Raw genomic sequence first — 19,513 nt, forward strand, 5'->3', positions numbered from 1 at the left:
GGCCGCGGCGCATCTCGCGTTGCAGCCCTTTCATCGGTCACGGCCCGGATCCTGAACACGTGTAGCACTGTTCGCGCTCTTGGTGACCCACTTCGGTAACTCCGTGCTTATGGGCGGGGCCGGTCTGTCACTCTGTCCGTGTCGCCTGAGGCGTCTTTGCCCGAACCTGCTCAGGAGCCGCACCGTGGGGTCCATTCCGCTGCAACGGGAGACCACCTACGCCACCGACGAGCCCTCCCGCCGCCCGGGAGCACCGGCCGTCGTGCGGACCTCGTTGCCCGGAAACCCGGTGGCCCCGGCCGCGGCGCGCCGCTTCGTACGGGCCGCGCTGGCCGACTGGGCGGAACTCGGCCTGACCGCCACGGCGGCCGGCGGCGACCGGCTCACCGACGACGCCGTGGTCGTACTCAGCGAACTCGTCACGAACGCCGTCGTACACGCCGGTACGAACGTCGAGCTGCTGTGCCGCCTCGAAACCGCCGACCTCGACGACCAGGACGGCGGGTGCACGCCCGCCGCCCTCGTCATCGAGGTCGCCGACCACCACCCCGCCCGCGCCGTCCGCAGCGACCGCACCGACCTGGGACCCGACACCCCCGAGTGCGGGCGCGGCCTGCGCCTCGTGGCCTCCCTCTCCGATGCCTGGGGCATCACCTACCAGCCCGGCACCAAGACCGTCTGGGCCCGCCTCCCCGTCGACGACGCCGACCTGCGCGGCGGCGACCTCGAGGCGTATCCCGGTGCAAGAACCTTTCAGCGCGGGCTGCGCGCCGCCGACCTGCCGGGTCCCGCGCCGCGCCGCTTCCCGCACGACCAGGACTGGGTCAACCGCGGCGCCCTCTCCTTCCTCGCCGAGGCCTCCGACCTGCTCGCCGGACAGCTCGACGAGGACCAGGTCGCCTCACTCGCCGGACAGATGCTCGTGCCGCGCCTCGCCGACTGGTGCGCGGTCTGGCTCGACGACGAGGACGGCAGACCGGACCGGGGCAGCGCCGACCGCGCGGGCCGCGGCACCGGCGCCCTCGCCACGCCCCGCCTCGCCCGCGTCTGGCACACCAGCGAGAACCGTATGGAGGAGCTCCGCAAGATCCTGGAGAAGGACCCGCCCCAGCCCACCGACGCGGCGCGCAGCGCGGCCGTCCCCGTGCCGTGGCCCTTCGAGTCCCTCGGCGGCGACCCGGCCGGCGCCGCGCTCGCCTACCGCCTCAGCGCGGGCGGCCGCGCCGTCGGCACCCTGCTCATCGGACGGGCGGGCCTGACGCGCTTCCCCGACGAGGTCACCGGCCTCGTCGAGGACTTCGCCCGCCGGGTCGCCCTCGCCGTCAGCGCCGCCCGCCGCTACACCCGGCAGGCGACCATCAGCCGCATCCTCCAGCGCGGCCTGCTGCCCTCCGCCGTCGCGCAGATCCCCGGCATCGAGTCCGCGCTCGTCTACGAGCCGCGGGACGCGGGCGGCCCCGGCGGCGACTTCTACGACGTGTTCCCCGCCGGTGACGGCCGCTGGTGCTTCGCGCTCGGGGACGTGCAGGGAAAGGGTCCGGAGGCGGCCGTCGTCATCGGCCTCGCCCGGCCCTGGCTGCGGCTGCTCGCCCGCGAGGGATACCAGGTCGCCGAGGTCCTCGACCGGCTCAACCGGCTCCTCCTCGACGACGCCACGGAGGCGGCCGACGCGGCGGCCCGCGCGCTCGCCGCCGCGGGCGGCCAGGGGCTCACCCCCGAGGGCGCACCGCGCTTCCTCTCCCTCCTCTACGGGGAGCTGGTGCCCACCGAGGACGGGATGCGCTGCACCCTGGCCTCCGCCGGACACCCGCTGCCGCTCCTGCTGCGGCCGGACGGCCTGGTCGCGTCCGCCGCCGAGCCCCAGGTGCTCCTCGGGGTCGTCGACGACCCCGGCTACACCAGCGAGAGCCTCGTACTCCACGACGGCGACACCCTGCTGTGCGTCACGGACGGGGTGACGGAGCGCCGGGACGGGCACCGCCAGTTCGACGACGGCGACGGCCTCTCCCACGCCCTCGCCGGCTGCCAGGGCCTCACGGCGCCGCTGCTCGCCGAGCGGATCAGACGTCTGGTCCACGAGTTCTCCGAAAGCCCGCCGGACGACGACCTCGCACTCCTGGTCCTCCAGGCCGGCTGAGCCCCCGGGCAGGACGGGCCGAGCCCCCTTGGGCGACGGCCGACGGGGCGACCTCGCGGCTGCGGGACAATAGGTCCATGCCTTCCGCACTCCCTGACGGTGAGCCCGTCCCCGACGACGGCGCGCTGCCCGCCTCCGCCCTGGCCGGGGCGGCGGACCGGCCCCTCGGGTTCTATCTGCACGTCCCGTACTGCGCCACGCGCTGCGGCTACTGCGACTTCAACACGTACACCGCGACCGAGCTGCGCGGCTCCGGCGGTGTCCTCGCCTCCCGCGACAACTACGCGGACACCCTCGTCGACGAGGTGCGCCTCGCCCGCAAGGTCCTCGGCGACGACCCGCGCCAGGTGCGGACCGTCTTCGTCGGCGGCGGCACCCCGACGCTGCTCGCGGCCGACGACCTCGTACGGATGCTCGGGGCGATCCGCGACGAGTTCGGGCTCGCGCCCGACGCCGAGGTGACGACGGAGGCCAACCCCGAGTCCGTCGGCCCCGCCTACCTGGAGACCCTGCGCGAAGGCGGCTTCAACCGGATCTCCTTCGGCATGCAGAGCGCCAGGCAGCACGTGCTGAAGATCCTCGACCGCACCCACACCCCCGGTCGCCCCGAGGCCTGCGTCGCCGAGGCGCGCGCCGCGGGCTTCGACCACGTCAACCTCGACCTGATCTACGGCACCCCCGGCGAGAGCGACGACGACTGGCGGGCCTCGCTGGAGGCGGCCGTCGGCGCCGGGCCCGACCACGTGTCGGCGTACGCGCTGATCGTCGAGGAGGGCACCCAGCTGGCCCGGCGCATCCGCCGCGGCGAGGTCCCGATGACGGACGACGACGTCCACGCGGACCGCTACCTGATCGCGGACGAGGTCCTCGGCGGGGCGGGCTTCGACTGGTACGAGGTGTCGAACTGGGCCACCACCGACGCCGGTCGCTGCCTGCACAACGAGCTCTACTGGCGCGGCGCCGACTGGTGGGGCGCGGGCCCCGGCGCGCACAGCCACGTCGGCGGGGTGCGCTGGTGGAACGTGAAACACCCGGGCGCCTACGCCGGACGCCTCGCGGAGGGGCGCTCGCCCGGCGCCGGTCGCGAGCTCCTGACGGAGGAGGACCGGCGCGTCGAGCGGATCCTGCTGGAGCTGCGGCTCCTGGAGGGCTGCCCGCTGTCGCTCCTGAAGCCCGCGGGCCGCGCCGCCGCCGGCCGCGCCCTGTCCGACGGCCTGCTCGAAGCGGCCCCGTACGAGTCCGGGCGCGCCGTCCTCACCCTGCGCGGCCGCCTCCTCGCCGACGCGGTCGTCCGCGACCTCGTCGACTGAGGGGGCCAACGGTCACTGGCGGATGTCCGCGGGCAGTGTCACGAAATCGATCAACTCCTCGACCCTGCCCAGGAGTTCGGGCTCCAGATCGCGGTAGCTGTGCACCCGCGACAGGATGTGCTGCCAGGCCGCGCCGGTGTTCTCCGGCCAGCCGAGCGCCTGGCACACGCCCGTCTTCCAGTCCTGGCCGCGCGGCACCCGGGGCCACGCGGCGATGCCCACGGACGACGGCTTCACGGCCTCCCACACGTCGATGTAGGGGTGGCCGACGACCAGCGCGTGCTCGCCGGTGACCTGCGCCGCGATCCGTGACTCCTTCGAGCCGGGCACCAGGTGGTCGACGAGGACGCCGAGCCGCGCGTCGGGCCCCGGAGCGAACTCGGTGACGATCGCGGGCAGGTCGTCGACGCCCTCCAGGTACTCCACGACCACGCCCTCGATGCGCAGGTCGTCGCCCCAGACCCGCTCCACGAGCTCCGCGTCGTGCCGGCCCTCCACGTAGATGCGCCCGGCCCGCGCGACCCGCGCCCGCGCCCCGGGGACCGCGACGGACCCGGAGGCCGTGCGCGCGGGACGTACGGGCGCCGCGGCCACGGGACGTACGAGGGTGACGACCCGGCCTTCGAGCAGGAAGCCGCGCGGGTCCATGGGGAACACCCGGTGCTTGCCGAAGCGGTCCTCCAGGGTCACCGTCGGGCCCTGGGCCGTCTTCTCGCAGCGGACGACCGCCCCGCAGAACCCGGTCGTGACCTCCTCGACCACGAGGTCCACGTCCGCCGCCACCTCGGGCGCGGCCTGCTGCTTCTTCCAGGGCGGGGTGAAGTCGGGGGAGTACTGGCGCATGGACCAGACGATAGGAGTACGAACTGCCGTGCGGTTACGACACGCCGAAACGAGCCGCCAGCGCGGCACGCTGCGCACGGACAAACTCCGCATTCACCACGGCTCCGTGCCCAGGGACGTACACGGCATCTTCACCGCCCAGTTCCAGCAGCCGGTCGAGGGCGGCCGGCCAGCGGCTAGGCACCGCGTCGCGGCCCGCCTGCGGTTCACCCGACTCCTCGACCAGGTCACCGCAGAAGACGATCTCGGGCGTGCCCGGCACCAGGACGGCCAGGTCGTGCCCGCTGTGCCCCGGGCCCACGTTCGCCAGCAGCACCTGGAGCCCGCCGCCCAGATCGAGCGTCCACTCCCCGCACACCCGGTGGTGCGGCACGACGAGCACGTCCACCGCCTCGGCCGCCTCGTCGTGCGGCAGGCCGTGGGCGATCGCGGACGCCCGCAGTTCGTCGCGGTCCCGCGTGAACACGGCGTCGATGCCCGCGGCTCCGTACACCTCGACCCCGGCGAACGCCGCCGTGCCGAGAACATGGTCGAAATGGGGGTGCGTCAGAGCGATATGCGTCACGCGCGCGTGCGGGCCGATGAGGCGCCGGGTGTCCGCCCGCAGCGCCGCGCCCTCACGAAGTGATGAACCCGTGTCGACGAGCAACGCCGCCCCGTCGCCCACCACAAGGCCGGTCGTGCAGTCCCAGCCCGGCAGCCGGATCCGGCCCGCCCGGGCGGACAGCTCCTCCCAGCCCACCGCATTCCAGTCCAGGTCGTCCATGGGTCCGACGCTAGCGCCCTTGCCGGGCCCGTACCCACCGGCCGTACACTGACCCGGAGACTATTGGCACTCGGCCGCACCGAGTGCCAGCCGCGGACGACACAGCTGGAGGTGTGCGCGAATGCTCAGTGAACGCAGGCTCGAAGTGCTGCGCGCCATCGTCCAGGACTACGTGGGGACCGAGGAGCCGGTCGGCTCCAAGGCGCTCACCGAGCGGCACAGCCTCGGCGTCTCACCGGCGACGGTGCGCAACGACATGGCGGCGCTGGAGGAGGAGGGGTTCATCGCCCAGCCTCACACGAGTGCCGGGCGGATCCCGACCGACAAGGGCTACCGCCTGTTCGTGGACAAGCTGACGGCGGTCAAGCCGATGACGGGGCCCGAGCGCCGCGCCATCCAGAACTTCCTCGACGGCGCCGTCGACCTCGACGACGTCGTCGGCCGGACCGTGCGGCTGCTCGCGCAGCTGACGCGGCAGGTCGCCGTGGTGCAGTACCCGTCCCTGACGCGGTCCACCGTGCGCCACGTGGAGCTGCTCTCGCTCGCCGCCGCCCGTGTGATGCTCGTACTGATCACGGACACGGGGCGCGTCGAGCAGCGGATGATCGACTGCCCGGCGCCGTTCGGCGAGACCTCGCTCGCGGATCTGCGGGCCCGGCTCAACAGCAGGGTCGCGGGACGCCGCTTCGCGGACGTGCCGCAGCTGGTGCAGGACCTGCCGGAGTCCTTCGACACGGAGGACCGCGGCACGGTCGCGACGGTGCTCTCCACCTTGCTGGAGACGCTCGTCGAGGAGACCGAGGAGCGGCTGATGATCGGCGGCACCGCCAATCTCACCCGCTTCGGACATGACTTTCCCCTCACCATCCGGCCCGTGCTGGAGGCACTCGAGGAGCAGGTCGTGCTCCTCAAGCTCCTTGGTGAGGTGGGCGATTCGGGCATGGCCGTACGCATCGGTCACGAGAACGCCCATGAGGGACTCAACTCCACGTCCGTGGTGTCGGTGGGCTACGGTTCGGGCGGCGAGGCAGTAGCCAAGCTCGGCGTGGTCGGACCGACCCGCATGGACTATCCGGGAACGATGGGAGCAGTACGCGCAGTGGCACGTTACGTCGGACAGATCCTGGCGGAGTCGTAAGTGGCCACGGACTACTACGCCGTACTCGGCGTGCGCCGCGACGCCTCCCAGGACGAGATCAAGAAGGCCTTCCGCAGGCTGGCCCGTGAGCTTCACCCGGATGTGAATCCGGACCCGAAGACACAGGAGCGGTTCAAGGAGATCAACGCCGCCTACGAGGTGTTGTCGGACCCGCAGAAGAAGCAGGTCTACGACCTCGGCGGCGACCCCCTCTCGCAGGCGGGCGGAGGCGGGGCCGGCGGTTTCGGCGCCGGTGGCTTCGGGAACTTCTCCGACATCATGGACGCGTTCTTCGGAACGGCGTCCCAGCGTGGTCCCCGGTCGCGCACGCGCCGCGGCCAGGACGCCATGATCCGGCTCGAGATCGAGCTGGACGAGGCCGCCTTCGGGACCACCAAGGACATCCAGGTCGACACGGCCATCGTCTGTACGACCTGCAGCGGCGAGGGTGCCGCACCGGGGACGTCCGCGCAGACCTGTGACATGTGCCGCGGTCGCGGCGAGGTGTCCCAGGTCACGCGGTCCTTCCTCGGCCAGGTCATGACGTCGCGGCCGTGCCCGCAGTGCCAGGGCTTCGGCACCGTCGTGCCGACGCCGTGCCCGGAGTGCGCCGGTGACGGCCGCATCCGCTCGCGGCGCACGCTCACGGTGAAGATCCCGGCCGGTGTCGACAACGGCACGCGGATCCAGCTCGCGGGTGAGGGCGAGGTCGGCCCCGGCGGCGGCCCCGCCGGTGACCTGTACGTCGAGATCCACGAGCTGCCGCACCCGGTCTTCCAGCGGCGCGGCGACGATCTGCACTGCACCGTCACCATCCCGATGACGGCCGCGGCGCTCGGCACGAAGGTGCCGCTGGAGACACTCGACGGCCTGGAGGAGATCGACATCCGGCCGGGCACGCAGTCCGGCCAGTCGGTCCCGCTGCACGGGCGGGGCATCACGCACCTGCGCGGCGGCGGCCGCGGCGACCTCATCGTGCACGTCGAGGTCCTGACGCCGACCAAGCTGGACCCGGAGCAGGAGCGGGTGCTGCGCGAGCTGTCGAAGCTGCGCGGCGAGGAACGGCCCACGGGGCAGTTCCAGCCGGGGCAGCAAGGGCTGTTCTCGCGGTTGAAGGATGCGTTCAACGGGCGCTGATGGGCGCGGCCGGGGGTCCGGGGGTTGCCCCCGGGCAGGCGCAGTCAGCCGGGGCAGCAAGGGCTGTTCTCGCGGTCGAAGGACGCGTTCAACGGCCGGTAGGCGGATTGCCTTCAGCGGCCGGCAGGCGGATTCGGACTTGTCCGGGGGACGTGGCACGATGCGGTCATGTCCCCCACGCTGACCGATCTCTGTCACTATCCGATCGTGCAGGCACCCATGGCGGGCGGTGCCTCCTGTCCGCAGCTCGCCGCCGCCGTGTCGGAGGCCGGCGGGCTCGGATTCCTCGCCGCCGGGTACAAGACCGCCGACGGGATGTACCAGGAGATCAAGCAGGTACGGGGGCTGACCAACCAGCCGTTCGGCGTCAATCTCTTCATGCCGCAGCCCGAGTACGCGGACCCCGCGGCCGTCGCCGTCTACGCCAGCCAGCTCGCCGGTGAGGCCGCCTGGTACGAGACACAGCTCGGGGACCCGGACAGCGGGCGCGACGACGGCTTCGACGCGAAGCTCGCGATCCTCCTCGACGACCCGGTACCGGTCGTCACCTTCACGTTCGGCTGCCCGAGCCGCGAGGTCCTCGACTCCCTCGCCCGCGCCGGCACCCTCACCGCCGTCACCGTGACCACCCCGGAGGAGGCCCAGGCCGCCCAGCAGGCCGGCGCCGACGCCGTGTGCGTCCAGGGCATCGAGGCGGGCGGCCACCAGGGCACCCACCGGGACAACCCGGAGGCCGACGGCTCCGGCATCGGACTCATCGCGCTGATCGCCCAGGTCCGCGAGGCCGTACAGCTCCCGATCATCGCCACCGGTGGCCTCATGCGCGGCGGGCAGCTCGCCGCCGTGCTCGCCGCGGGCGCCGACGCCGGACAGTTCGGCACGGCCTTCCTGGTCTGCCCCGAGTCCGGCGCCAACGTCCTGCACAAGCAGGCCATGACCAACCCGCTGTTCGTGCGGACCGAGCTGACCCGGGCCTTCTCCGGGCGCCCGGCGCGCGGCCTCGTGAACCGGTTCATGCACGAGCACGGCCCGTACGCCCCCGCCGCCTACCCCCAGATCCACCACATGACGTCGACGCTGCGCAAGGCAGCCGCCAAGGCGGGGGACCCGCAGGGGATGGCGCTGTGGGCCGGGCAGGGCCACCGGCTCGCCCGTGAGCTGCCCGCCGGTCAGCTCGTCGAGGTGCTCGCGGCGGAACTCGCGCAGGCGAAGGACGCGTTGGGCGCGCAGGGTGCCGCATGACGGCGCCGGTGTTCGTCGTCGACGAGGTGCCCGCCGCCGGAACGTTCGTGCTCGACGGGCCCGAGGGACGGCACGCGGTCTCCGTGAAGCGGCTGCGCGCCGGTGAGGACGTCGTCCTGACCGACGGGCGCGGGCGCTGGACCGAGGCGGTCGTGGCGGCCGCCGAGGGCAAGGACCGGCTCGTCGTCACGGCGGGCCCCGCCCAGGAGGAGCCCGCGCAGGCGCCCAGGATCACCGTCGTCCAGGCCCTGCCCAAGGGCGACCGGGGCGAGCTCGCCGTCGAGACCATGACGGAGACCGGTGTCGACGCGGTCGTGCCGTGGCAGGCCGCCCGCTGCATCACGCAGTGGAAGGGCGACCGCGGGGCCAAGGCGCTCGCCAAGTGGCGGGCCACCGCGCGCGAGGCGGGCAAGCAGTCCCGCCGGGTGCGCTTCCCGGACGTCGCGGACGCCGCGACGACCAAACAGGTCGCGGCACTGCTCGCCGGGGCGGACTTCGCGGCCGTGCTGCACGAGGACCGCGACTGCGACAGCGGCGCCCTCGCGACCGCCGAGCTGCCCACGGCCGGGGACATCGTCCTCGTGGTCGGCCCGGAGGGCGGGGTCTCGCCCGACGAGCTCGCCGCGTTCGCCGAGGCGGGCGCGCGCCCGTACCGGCTCGGGCGTAGCGTTTTGCGTACATCGACCGCGGGGACCGCCGCGACGGCGCTGCTCCTCGGCCGCACCGGCCGCTGGTCCTGATCAGACCCCCAGGGGGACGTGTGGAACTCGCCCAGGTCAGACTCCTCGTCACCGACTTCCGTGCCTGTTACCACTTCTACGTGGACGTGCTCGGCCTCAAGCCGCAGTCGGGCGCGCAGGACGGCCCGTACGAGAAGTTCGGCCTCACGACGGGCTCCGCGGGCATCGGGCTCGAGGACCGGGCGATGATGGCGGAGATCATCGGCGATCTGAGTGACGCCCCGGACGGGCACCGCTCCCTCGTCGTGCTGCGGGTCGACGACCTGGACGAGTTCTGCGAGCAGATCGTCGCGCGCGGCGCCGAGATCCTCCACGGGCCCGCGCCGATGACCGACCGGATGCGGGTCGCCCACCTCAAGGACCCCGAGGACAACATCGTGGAGCTCCAGGAGTGGCTGCTGATGGGCGGCTGACCCTCCTCGCCTGCGGTGGCGTCGGGCGGCGGTCCGGGGCAAGTGACCAAACCCCCTGACCTGGCCGTGCGTGCGCGCCTAGGGTGATCAGGTGACACGGACAGCGCACTCTGGATATCTGCGGTTCCCGCACCTGCACGGCGAGTTGGCCGCCTTCACCGCCGAGGACGACGTCTGGGTCGCCCCCCTCGACGGCGGGCGCGCCTGGCGCGTCAGCGCCGACAACGTCCCCGTCAGCCACCCGCGGATCTCGCCCGACGGCACCACCGTCGCCTGGACGTCCACCCGCGACGGCGCCCCCGAGGTGCACATCGCGCCGGTCGACGGCGGGCCCTCCAAACGCCTTACGCACTGGGGCAGTTCGAGGACGACGGTGCGCGGCTGGACCCCCGACGGGCAGGTCCTCGCGCTCAGCACCCAGGGCCAGGCGTCCCTGCGCCGCAGCTGGGCGAGGGCTGTCCCCCTCGACGGCGGACCCGCGACCACGCTGCCGTACGGGCCCGTGGGCGACGTCGTGACCGGGCCGGGCGGGCAGGTCGTCCTGCTGTCCGCGCCGATGGGCCGCGAGGCCGCCTGGTGGAAGCGCTACCGGGGCGGCACGGCCGGGAAGCTGTGGATCGACCGGGCGGGCGACGGCGAGTTCGTCCGCCTCCACGACGGGCTCGACGGGAACATCGAGTACCCGATGTGGGTCGGCATTGAGGCCTCCCCTGCTCAAGCGGAGCCGAGAGCTCGGGGAAGGGTCGCCTTCCTGTCCGACCACGAAGGCGTCGGCGCCCTGTACTCGTCCCTCGCGGACGGCAGTTCACTGCGCCGGCACACCCCCCTCGACGGCTTCTACGCCCGGCACGCGTCGAGCGACGGCACCCGCGTCGTGTACGCGTCGGCCGGTGAGCTGTGGATCGTGGATTCCCTCGACGGCGAGGCCGGCGCGGAGGCCGGCGCGCCGCGCCGCCTCGACATCCGCCTCGGCGGGCAGCGCGTCGACCTCCAGCCCCACCCCGTCAGCGCCGCCCGCTGGTTCGGCGCCGCGGCACCCGACCACACCGCGCGCGGCAGCGCCGTCTCGGTGCGCGGCGCCGTCCACTGGGTCACCCACCGCTCCGGGCCCGCCCGCGCGCTGGCCGCCGAACCCGGCGTACGGGCCCGCCTCCCGCGCACCTTCCGCGTCGAGGGTGAGGAACACGTGGTGTGGGTGACGGACGCCGAGGGCGACGACGCCCTGGAGTTCGCGCCCGCCACCGGCGTCGCGCCCGGCGCCACCCCGCGCAGGCTCGCCGCCGGTCAGCTGGGCCGCGTACTCGGCCTCACGGTGGCGCCCGACGGCAGCCGGGCCGCCGTCGCCTCGCACGACGGGCGTGTGCTCCTCGTCGAGCGTGAGAGCGGCGAGGTCAGGGAGGTCGACCGCAGCGAGGACGGCGACGTGAGCGGCCTCGTCTTCTCGCCTGACTCGGCGTGGCTCGCCTGGTCGCACCCCGGCCCCTCGCCCTTGCGCCACCTCAAGCTGGCCAACACCGCCGACCTGTCGGTGACGGAGGCGACGCCGCTGCGGTTCCGGGACTACGCGCCGGCGTTCACCCTCGACGGCAAACACCTCGCGTTCCTCTCCGCGCGCTCCTTCGACCCGGTCTACGACGAGCACGTCTTCGACCTCGCGTTCGTCGGGGGCTCGCGGCCCCACCTGATCACGCTCGCCGCGACCACCCCGTCCCCGTTCGGCCCCCAGCGGCACGGCCGGCCCTTCGAGACCCCGGACAGCCCCGCCGCCGAGACCCCCGACAGCGAGGGCACCCCCACCACCCGTATCGACCTCGAAGGGCTCGCCGACCGCATCGTCGCGTTCCCCGTCGAGGCCGCCCGCTACACGACCCTGCGGGCAGCCAAGGACGGCGTCCTGTGGCTGCGGCACCCGGTCCAGGGCGTACTCGGCGCGTCCCGGGCCACCCCCGACGAGCCCGACCCCAAGACCGAACTCGAACGCTACGACCTCGCACAGCAGCGCATCGAGCATCTCGCCTCCGACGCCGACCACCTGGCCGTCAGCGGTGACGGCAAGCGCGTCCTGCTGTGGACCGACGGCAAGCTCAAGGTCGTCCCCAGCGACCGGCGCGCCTCCTCCGACGACGACAGCGACACCAACATCACGGTCGACCTGAGCCGGGTCCGCCAGGACGTGGACCCCGTCGCCGAGTGGCGGCAGATGTACGAAGAAGCCGGCCGCCTCATGCGGGACAACTTCTGGCGCGCGGACATGGACGGCGTCGACTGGGACGGCGTCCTCGCGCGCTACCGGCCCCTCCTCGACCGGGTCGCCACCCACGACGACCTCGTCGACCTCCTGTGGGAGGTCCAGGGTGAACTCGGCACCTCCCACGCCTACGTCACGCCGGGCGGCTCCTGGAGCGGCGGCGACCGGCGCCAGGGCCTCCTCGGAGCGGACATCTCCCGCCACGAGGACGGCAGTTGGCGCATCGACCGCGTCCTGCCCACCGAGACGTCCGACCCGCGCGCGCACGCGCCGCTCGCCGCGCCCGGGGTCGCCGTGCGCGCGGGTGACGCGATCGTCGCGGTGGCCGGACGCCCCGTCGACCCGGTCACCGGCCCGGGACCGCTCCTCATGGGGACGGCGGGCAAGGCGATCGAGCTGACCGTCTCCCCGGCAGGCGGCGGCGACCCGCGCCACGCGGTCGTCGTCCCCGTCGCCGACGAGGAGCCGTTGCGCTACCACGCCTGGGTCGTCGACCGGCGCGCCTACGTCCACGAACAGTCGGGCGGCCGCCTCGGCTATCTCCACGTGCCGGACATGCAGGCCCCCGGCTGGGCCCAGATCCACCGCGATCTGCGGGTCGAGGTCGCGCGCGACGGGCTCATCGTCGACGTGCGCGAGAACCGCGGCGGCCACACCTCGCAGCTCGTCGTCGAGAAACTGGCCCGCCGGGTCGTCGGCTGGGACCTGCCGCGCGGCTCCCGCCCCTTCAGCTACCCGGCGGACGCGCCGCGCGGCCCGGTGGTGGCCGTCGCCAACGAGTTCTCCGGCTCCGACGGCGACATCGTCAACGCGGCGATCAAGGCGCTCGGCATCGGCCCCGTGGTCGGCGTACGCACCTGGGGCGGCGTCATCGGCATCGACAGCCGCTACCACCTCGTCGACGGGACGCTGGTGACCCAGCCGAAGTACGCGACCTGGCTCGACGGCTACGAGTGGGGGCTCGAGAACCACGGCGTCGACCCCGATGTCGAAGTGGTCGCCGCCCCGCAGGACTACGCCGCCGGGCGCGACCCGCAGCTCGACGAGGCCGTGCGCATCGCGCTGGCGGCGCTCGCGGAGAACCCGGCGCGCACGGCCCCCGGACTCCCGGAGCCGCGCGTACGGGAGTGAGGCAACGCGTGAGGCCACGGGCGCGCGTAAGGCTGCGCGCCCGTGGCTGTCGCAGGAGCCAGGCGTCGCGGGTGGCGGCGGGCCGGATAGCATTCCGGCGTAGTGACCGGACGGTATGAGGAGACGTGATCGTGGCCGGAGAGCCGCAGGCCGACTGCCTGTTCTGCAAGATCGCCGCGGGCGAGGTCCCCGCCACGCTGGTACGGGAGACCGAGACCACCGTCGCCTTCCGGGACATCAACCCGCAGGCGCCGACCCACGTCCTCGTCATCCCGCGCGTCCACCACCCCGACGCCGCGGCGCTGGCCGCCGCGGAGCCGCAGATCGCCGCCGACATACTGCGTGAGACGGGCGAGGTCGCCGCCGAGGAGAAGCTCGACAGCTACCGCGTCGTGTTCAACACCGGCAGCGGCGCGGGCCAGACCGTCTTCCACGCCCACGCCCACGTCCTCGGGGGCCGCGGCCTCCAGTGGCCCCCCGGCTAGCGGGCGTCGGGTAACGCGCCGTGTCCGTACGGGAATTGGTGGTGCTCGGCACCGCGAGCCAGGTGCCCACAAGGCACCGCAACCACAACGGCTACCTGCTGCGCTGGGACGGCGAGGGCATCCTCTTCGATCCCGGCGAGGGCACGCAGCGCCAGATGCTCCGGGCCGGCGTCGCCGCGCACGACCTCAACCGGCTGTGCGTCACCCACTTCCACGGCGACCACTCCCTCGGCCTCGCCGGGGTCATCCAGCGCATCAACCTGGACCGGGTGCCGCACCCCGTCACCGCGCACTACCCACGCTCCGGGCAGCGCTTCTTCGACCGGCTGCGGTACGCCACCGCGTACCGCGAGAGCGTCGCGCTCGCCGAGGAGCCGGTGTCAGGCGAGGGCGGCGTCCTCGCCGAGACGCCGTCGTACACGCTGGACGCACGCCGGCTCTCCCACCCCGTCGAGTCCTACGGCTACCGCCTCGTGGAGCCCGACGGGCGCCGCATGCTGCCGGAACTGCTCGCCGAACACGGCATCTCCGGGCCCGACGTGGGGCTCCTCCAGCGCGACGGGTCCCTGCGCGGTGTCACTCTCGACGACGTGAGCGAGGTGCGGCGCGGCCAGCGGTTCGCGTTCGTCATGGACACCCGGCTCTGCGACGGGGTGCACGAGCTCGCCGAAGGGTGCGACATGCTCGTCATCGAGTCGACGTTTCTCGACGGGGACCACCAACTGGCCTCCGATCACGGCCACTTGACCGCAGGGCAGGCCGCGCGCGTCGCGGCCGAGGGCGGGGTGCGGCACCTCGTGCTCACCCACTTCAGCCAGCGCTACTCCGACCCCGCCGAATTCGAGCGCCAGGCCCGCGCCGCGGGCTTCACCGGAGAGCTCACCGTGGCACGTGACCTGGACCGCGTACAGGTACCCAAACGCATCTAATCCGGGGCGTACCATGCTCTGATGTCCCTCGCTTCGCTCCCCAAAGCCGAACTCCACCTGCACATCGAAGGCACCCTCGAACCCGAGCTCGCCTTCGAACTCGCGGCCCGCAACGGCGTCGACCTGCCCTTCGCCGACACCGAGGCCCTCCGCAAGGCCTACCTCTTCGAAGACCTGCAATCCTTCCTCGACCTGTACTACGGCCTGATGGCCGTCCTGCGCACCGAGGAGGACTTCGAGCAGCTCGCCGAGGCCTACCTCGCGCGCGCCGCCGCGCAGGGCGTGCGGCACGCCGAGATCTTCTTCGACCCGCAGGCCCACACCGCGCGGGGCGTGCCGATCGGGACCGTCGTCGAGGGCCTGAGCGCCGCCCTGTCGAGGAGCGTGGAGCGCCACGGCGTCTCCACCCGGCTCATCATGTGCTTCCTGCGCGACCAGTCCGCCGAGTCCGCGATGCAGACCCTGGAGTCCGCGAAGCCCTACCTCGACCGGATCGTCGGCGTCGGCCTCGACTCCGCCGAGGTCGGCAACCCCGCGTCCAAGTTCCGCGAGGTGTACGAGGCCGCGGGCGCGCTCGGGCTGCGCAAGGTCGCCCACGCGGGCGAGGAGGGCGATCCCTCGTACGTATGGGAAGCGCTCGACGTGCTCGGCGTCGAACGCATCGACCACGGGCTCCGCTGCGTCGAGGACCCCGCGCTCGTAGAGCGGCTCGTGCGGGACCGGGTGCCCCTGACGCTGTGTCCGCTGTCGAACGTGCGGCTGCGCACCATCGACGTGCTCGAGGACCACCCGCTGCCGCGGATGATGGACGCCGGTCTGCTCTGCACGGTGAACTCCGACGACCCGTCCTACTTCGGCGGGTACGTCGGAGACACCTTCCACGCCGTCCACGAGGCGCTCCCGCTCGACCACGAGCGGCTGCGCGAGCTGGCCCGCAACTCCTTCGTCGCGTCGTTCCTCGACGACGACGAGGAGCTGCGCTCGCGCTACCTCGCCGAGGTCGACGCGTTCGCGTTCGACGACTGACCGAACGCCGCCGAGCCGCCCCGCGGTCCCGCCGTGGAGAACTCCTCCTGCGTCGGGGCCGGTTGGGGCGTACTCACGGTGATCTCCACGACCGCCTGCTCCGGGGCGCCCATCTGCGGGACCGCGCCCGCCGGGGCGCCCGTCACACCGGCCACCAGAGCGGCGGGGGCGCCGCCCCTCCTGCGGACCGTGCCGGGCCGCAGCAGCGGGCTGCCGCCCGTGTGCAGCGCCACCGCCGTGAGCGGCAGCGCCAGGACGAGCAGCGCCACGGCGAGCGTCGCGCCCATCGCCGGATAGCCCGCCGTCTGCGACAGGACGCTGCCGGTGAGCGGCCCGCAGGCCGTGCCGAGCGACGCCGCCGAGCCGACGAGGACCGCCCAGCGGCCGCGCGGGTCCAGCGACGCGGCCAGGCCGATCAGATACGACAGGACCACCGGGTACAGCGTGTTCCACGCGATCTCACCGGTCGCGAACGAGGTGAGGTCGTCCGCGCGGGCGCTCACCACGATGCAGACCGCGATCAAGGCCGTGCCCGCGCCGATCGGGAGCGCGCGCCCGAGCCTGGACCCGAGCGCTCCCGCGCCGAGCACGCCCACGAGCGCCGTGCCGAGCGCCACCGCGAAGACCGCGCCGACGGTGATCTCCGTCAGGCCCGCCTGGTCCGTCCCGATGCGGCTGCTGACGCCCCACAGGGAGTTCTGTGCCATGGACCAGCAGAGCATCGCGGCGGCCAGGACCAGGCCCGAGCGGCGGAAGGGGAGCGGGCTGGCGGCCTTGGGCTGCCCTGCCGGGGTGGGGAGTTGGGCGGTGCCGCTCTCCAGGCCGGCGGTCGCCGGCCACGTCGCCAGCGCCGTCAGCGCGATCGCCGCGAACGGCAGCGCGTGCCCCGTGCCCAGGTGAGGCATCGTCAGATACAGCGCGCCCGCCAGCGCCGAGACGCTGAGCAGGCCCAGCGTCGACGCCCGGTGCGGGTCGCGCTGGGCGGCGATGCCCGTCGCGGCGACCGTCGTCGCCGTGCCCGAGCCGAAGCCTCCGGCCATCGCGCCGGCGACGACCAGCGGCACGAAGGACGTCGCGGCCGCCGCGCCGAATCCCAGCGCCGCGAGCAGCAGGCCCGCTCTCGCGAGGGTGCGGGGGCCGAGGCGGTCCACGCGGCCGGCGAAGGTGAAGCCCGCCGCGGCCGAACTCATGAGCAGCGCACTGCCGATGAGGCCCGCCTGCGCCGGGGGGAGATGGAGGCTGTCACCGAGGCGGCCCACGACGGTGGGCAGCAGATACGGGGCCAGATAACCGGCCGTGAAGAGGGCGACAAGGGGCCGGGGAGTGCGGGGGGACACGGGCGTTCCAAAGCGTGGCGGTGTACGGGGATCAGGGCATGCGGAATTGCGGGGTTGCCTGAACAGGCAAGGAGATTGGGGGGTGCGCCGGGGCTCGCGATACGAGGGGGCGCGGCCAATTTGTATCAAGCGCGGGGAGGGTGAAAACAGCTGGGCCGGTGTGATCTGGGCCACGTATCGTTTGGAGGGTGAAAGGGCGGGTAAACGAGGCGGTTTCTTCGGGTGGCCGGGCGGTGGTCACGGCCCCGGAGCGAGGGCGGCGTCTCCCGTCCCGCACGCCGTGCTACGCGCGTTGCCCGTGGGGCATCAGGCACACTGTGCGGACCCTCACGACTCTGGGGAGCCCACCGTGAACTCCAACGACCCGGCGCATGTGGACCCGCTCGCCCGGCTGCGCACCCCCGACGATCCGCCCTGCGACGTCTATCTGACGGGGACCGTCTTCCTCGACATCATCTTCACGGGGCTGGACAGCGCCCCCGTACGGGGGACCGAGTCCTGGGCGCGCGGCATGGGGTCCAGTCCCGGCGGTGTCGCCAACATGGCCACCGCCCTGGCGCGGCTCGGACTGCGGACGTCGCTGGCCGCCGCTTTCGGCGACGACCACTACGGCGAGTACTGCTGGGACAGTCTGGAGCAGGGCGAGGGCATCGACCTGACGTCGTCGCGGACCGTCGCCGGCTGGCACTCGCCCGTCACCGTCTCCATGGCCTACGAGGGCGAGCGGACCATGGTCAGCCACGGCCACGAGCCGCCGCCGGAGGAGCCCGCCCCCCAGTGCCCTCCGCGGGCGAGCGCCGCCGTCGCGTCGCTGGCCCCCGGAACGAGCGAGCCCTGGATCGCCACGGCCGCCGGCCGCGGGACACGGATCTTCGGCGACGTGGGGTGGGACGACACGGGCCGCTGGGACCTGAGCTCCCTCGACGACCTGTCGCGCTGCGAGGCCTTCCTGCCGAACGCCGAGGAGGCCATGCGCTACACCCGTACGTCCTGCCCCCGGGCCGCCGCGCACGCGCTGGCCGAATACGTGCCGCTCGCCGTGGTCACCCTGGGTGCCGAGGGCGCCTACGCCGTGGACTCCCGCAGCGGGGAGACCGCCTCCGTACCCGCCATCGAGGTCGCCGCCCTCGACCCCACCGGGGCCGGTGACGTCTTCGTCGCCGGGTTCGTGACCGGGACGCTCGCGGGGTGGCCCCTGGCCGACCGGCTCGCCTTCGCCGGGCTCACCGCCGCGCTGTCCGTGCAGGAGTTCGGCGGCTCGCTGTCCGCGCCCGGCTGGTCGGAAGTGGCCGCCTGGTGGCGCCACGTGCAGGCGTACGACGACCAGGAGCCCGCGGCCCTGCGCCGGTACGCCTTCCTGGAGGCGCTGCTGCCCGAGGTGAGCCGCCCGTGGCCCCTGCGGCGGGCGGTGCCGACGATCGGCTTCGGGCGGGGCGTCTAGGGCTTCGCGTCCGGATCATGCCGGGCCCGCGGAAAAGGCCTACGGCGTTGTCGGTGCACCGTCGTACCCTTGCAGTGCAAGGCTGTCGACGCGGGCGAGAGCCCCCGCACGAGGAGGATGAGCAGGCCTTCAGTGCCGGCCCATGACTCAGACACCCACCGCTCAGGCGCGAGCGCATTTCACGGTCCCGGCGAACCACCCCATGGTGACCGTCCTCGGATCGGGCGACGCGCTCCTTCGCGTGATCGAGAAGGCCTTCCCGGCGGCCGACATCCATGTCCGGGGCAACGAGATCAGCGCCGTGGGCGACGCGAAGGAAGTCGCCCTCATCCAGCGCGTGTTCGACGAGATGATGCTGGTGCTCCGCACCGGACAGCCGATGACGGAGGACGCAGTGGAACGCTCGATCGCCATGCTCAAGGCGAGCGAGAACGGGGAGGGTGACGGCCAGGAGACCCCGGCCGAGGTTCTCACTCAGAACATTCTCTCGTCGCGGGGCCGGACCATCCGTCCGAAGACCCTCAACCAGAAGCGCTACGTCGACGCGATCGACAAGCACACCATCGTCTTCGGGATCGGCCCCGCCGGTACGGGCAAGACCTATCTCGCGATGGCCAAGGCCGTACAGGCCCTGCAGTCCAAGCAGGTCAACCGCATCATCCTGACCCGGCCGGCCGTGGAGGCGGGGGAGCGGCTCGGATTCCTGCCGGGCACGCTCTACGAGAAGATCGACCCGTATCTGCGCCCCCTGTACGACGCGCTGCACGACATGCTCGACCCGGACTCGATCCCGCGCCTCATGGCCGCGGGGACGATCGAGGTCGCGCCGCTGGCGTACATGCGAGGCCGCACGCTGAACGACGCCTTCATCATCCTCGACGAGGCCCAGAACACCAGCGCCGAGCAGATGAAGATGTTCCTCACCCGCCTCGGCTTCGACTCGAAGATCGTGGTCACGGGTGACGTGACGCAGGTCGACCTGCCGAGCGGCACGAAGAGCGGTCTGCGGCAGGTCCAGGACATCCTGGAGGGCCTCGACGACGTCCACTTCTCGCGGCTCACGTCCCAGGATGTCGTCCGGCACAAGCTCGTCGGCCGTATCGTCGACGCGTACGAGAAGTACGACAGCCAGCACGGCACCGAGAACGGCTCGCACAAGGGCCGCGGCAGAGGGAAGTAGCAAGCACCGC

16 protein-coding genes are annotated in these 19,513 nt (G+C 73.0%); 13 read left to right on the forward strand and 3 right to left on the reverse strand.

From position 1 onward, the window contains the following. Window positions 1-184: 184 nt before the first annotated feature. Together ACIPWY_RS12510 and hemW are read left to right on the forward strand one after the other, a co-directional pair. Window positions 185-2,137 (forward strand): SpoIIE family protein phosphatase, encoded by a 1,953-nt coding sequence (locus ACIPWY_RS12510; RefSeq protein ID WP_362902587.1) that lies wholly within the window; start codon window positions 185-187, stop codon window positions 2,135-2,137. A gap of 77 nt (window positions 2,138-2,214) precedes the next feature. Then, window positions 2,215-3,447: a radical SAM family heme chaperone HemW gene (gene hemW / locus ACIPWY_RS12515; RefSeq protein WP_401533039.1), complete on the forward strand. Its 1,233-nt coding sequence runs from the start codon at window positions 2,215-2,217 to the stop codon at window positions 3,445-3,447. A gap of 12 nt (window positions 3,448-3,459) precedes the next feature. On the opposite strand, the gene ACIPWY_RS12520 is transcribed toward hemW, so the two are convergent. Further along, complete coding sequence (locus ACIPWY_RS12520) at window positions 3,460-4,290, reverse strand: DUF3097 domain-containing protein (protein WP_401533041.1); 831 nt, start codon at window positions 4,288-4,290, stop codon at window positions 3,460-3,462. 34 nt (window positions 4,291-4,324) lie between these two features. Beyond that, a complete protein-coding gene (locus ACIPWY_RS12525) occupies window positions 4,325-5,056 on the reverse strand; it encodes an MBL fold metallo-hydrolase (protein ID WP_393701989.1) in 732 nt (243 codons plus the stop codon). 121 nt (window positions 5,057-5,177) lie between these two features. Between ACIPWY_RS12525 and hrcA the strand changes: the two genes are divergently transcribed. The 9 genes from hrcA (at window position 5,178) to ACIPWY_RS12570 (ending at window position 15,545) form a co-directional block, all read left to right on the forward strand. Further along, entirely contained in the window at window positions 5,178-6,194 is a 1,017-nt protein-coding gene (gene hrcA, locus ACIPWY_RS12530) for a heat-inducible transcriptional repressor HrcA (RefSeq protein ID WP_362902595.1), read from the forward strand. After that, window positions 6,195-7,331: a molecular chaperone DnaJ gene (gene dnaJ, locus ACIPWY_RS12535; RefSeq protein WP_266670426.1), complete on the forward strand. Its 1,137-nt coding sequence runs from the start codon at window positions 6,195-6,197 to the stop codon at window positions 7,329-7,331. A 168-nt stretch (window positions 7,332-7,499) separates the two neighbouring features. Then, on the forward strand, window positions 7,500-8,573 hold the full coding sequence (locus ACIPWY_RS12540; RefSeq protein WP_393701992.1) for a nitronate monooxygenase: 1,074 nt from the start codon (window positions 7,500-7,502) through the stop codon (window positions 8,571-8,573). Next, the gene (locus tag ACIPWY_RS12545; protein WP_362902599.1) at window positions 8,570-9,313 is read left to right on the forward strand and encodes a 16S rRNA (uracil(1498)-N(3))-methyltransferase; all 744 of its coding nucleotides are present in this window, start codon (window positions 8,570-8,572) and stop codon (window positions 9,311-9,313) included. Before ACIPWY_RS12540 ends, ACIPWY_RS12545 begins: the two co-directional genes overlap by 4 nt. Before the next feature lie 20 nt (window positions 9,314-9,333). Further along, entirely contained in the window at window positions 9,334-9,726 is a 393-nt protein-coding gene (locus ACIPWY_RS12550) for a VOC family protein (protein ID WP_362902601.1), read from the forward strand. A gap of 91 nt (window positions 9,727-9,817) precedes the next feature. Beyond that, entirely contained in the window at window positions 9,818-13,105 is a 3,288-nt protein-coding gene (locus ACIPWY_RS12555; RefSeq protein WP_393701996.1) for a S41 family peptidase, read from the forward strand. A 131-nt stretch (window positions 13,106-13,236) separates the two neighbouring features. Beyond that, window positions 13,237-13,590: a histidine triad nucleotide-binding protein gene (locus ACIPWY_RS12560; RefSeq protein ID WP_362902605.1), complete on the forward strand. Its 354-nt coding sequence runs from the start codon at window positions 13,237-13,239 to the stop codon at window positions 13,588-13,590. Between the two features lie 20 nt (window positions 13,591-13,610). Continuing rightward, window positions 13,611-14,519: a ribonuclease Z gene (locus tag ACIPWY_RS12565; RefSeq protein WP_362902607.1), complete on the forward strand. Its 909-nt coding sequence runs from the start codon at window positions 13,611-13,613 to the stop codon at window positions 14,517-14,519. Window positions 14,520-14,540: 21 nt separating this feature from the next. Then, complete coding sequence (locus tag ACIPWY_RS12570; protein ID WP_362902609.1) at window positions 14,541-15,545, forward strand: adenosine deaminase; 1,005 nt, start codon at window positions 14,541-14,543, stop codon at window positions 15,543-15,545. Here ACIPWY_RS12570 and ACIPWY_RS12575 read toward each other — a convergent pair. Continuing rightward, entirely contained in the window at window positions 15,506-16,882 is a 1,377-nt protein-coding gene (locus tag ACIPWY_RS12575) for an MFS transporter (protein ID WP_362902611.1), read from the reverse strand. The two genes, ACIPWY_RS12570 and ACIPWY_RS12575, sit on opposite strands and share 40 nt — an antisense overlap. A gap of 349 nt (window positions 16,883-17,231) precedes the next feature. Here ACIPWY_RS12575 and ACIPWY_RS12580 point away from each other — a divergent pair, with 349 nt between their 5' ends. Beyond that, entirely contained in the window at window positions 17,232-18,323 is a 1,092-nt protein-coding gene (locus tag ACIPWY_RS12580) for a PfkB family carbohydrate kinase (protein ID WP_362902613.1), read from the forward strand. Between the two features lie 142 nt (window positions 18,324-18,465). Beyond that, window positions 18,466-19,503 carry a PhoH family protein gene (locus ACIPWY_RS12585; RefSeq protein WP_362902615.1) on the forward strand — a complete coding sequence of 346 codons (1,038 nt, stop codon included), beginning with the start codon at window positions 18,466-18,468 and terminating at the stop codon, window positions 19,501-19,503. Window positions 19,504-19,513 lie beyond the last annotated feature (10 nt).

Origin of the sequence: Streptomyces sp. NPDC090032 (assembly GCF_044748025.1) — a bacterium.
Lineage (GTDB): Bacteria > Actinomycetota > Actinomycetes > Streptomycetales > Streptomycetaceae > Streptomyces.

Bases quoted from the DNA above. Each gene is read 5' to 3' on its own strand.
- hemW (WP_401533039.1), top strand. From the start codon at position 2,215: ATGCCTTCCGCACTCCCTGACGGTGAGCCCGTCCCCGACGACGGCGCG.
- ACIPWY_RS12520 (WP_401533041.1), bottom strand. From the start codon at position 4,290: ATGCGCCAGTACTCCCCCGACTTCACCCCGCCCTGGAAGAAGCAGCAG.
- ACIPWY_RS12525 (WP_393701989.1), bottom strand. From the start codon at position 5,056: ATGGACGACCTGGACTGGAATGCGGTGGGCTGGGAGGAGCTGTCCGCC.
- hrcA (WP_362902595.1), top strand. From the start codon at position 5,178: ATGCTCAGTGAACGCAGGCTCGAAGTGCTGCGCGCCATCGTCCAGGAC.
- ACIPWY_RS12540 (WP_393701992.1), top strand. From the start codon at position 7,500: ATGTCCCCCACGCTGACCGATCTCTGTCACTATCCGATCGTGCAGGCA.
- ACIPWY_RS12545 (WP_362902599.1), top strand. From the start codon at position 8,570: ATGACGGCGCCGGTGTTCGTCGTCGACGAGGTGCCCGCCGCCGGAACG.
- ACIPWY_RS12570 (WP_362902609.1), top strand. From the start codon at position 14,541: ATGTCCCTCGCTTCGCTCCCCAAAGCCGAACTCCACCTGCACATCGAA.
- ACIPWY_RS12585 (WP_362902615.1), top strand. From the start codon at position 18,466: ATGACTCAGACACCCACCGCTCAGGCGCGAGCGCATTTCACGGTCCCG.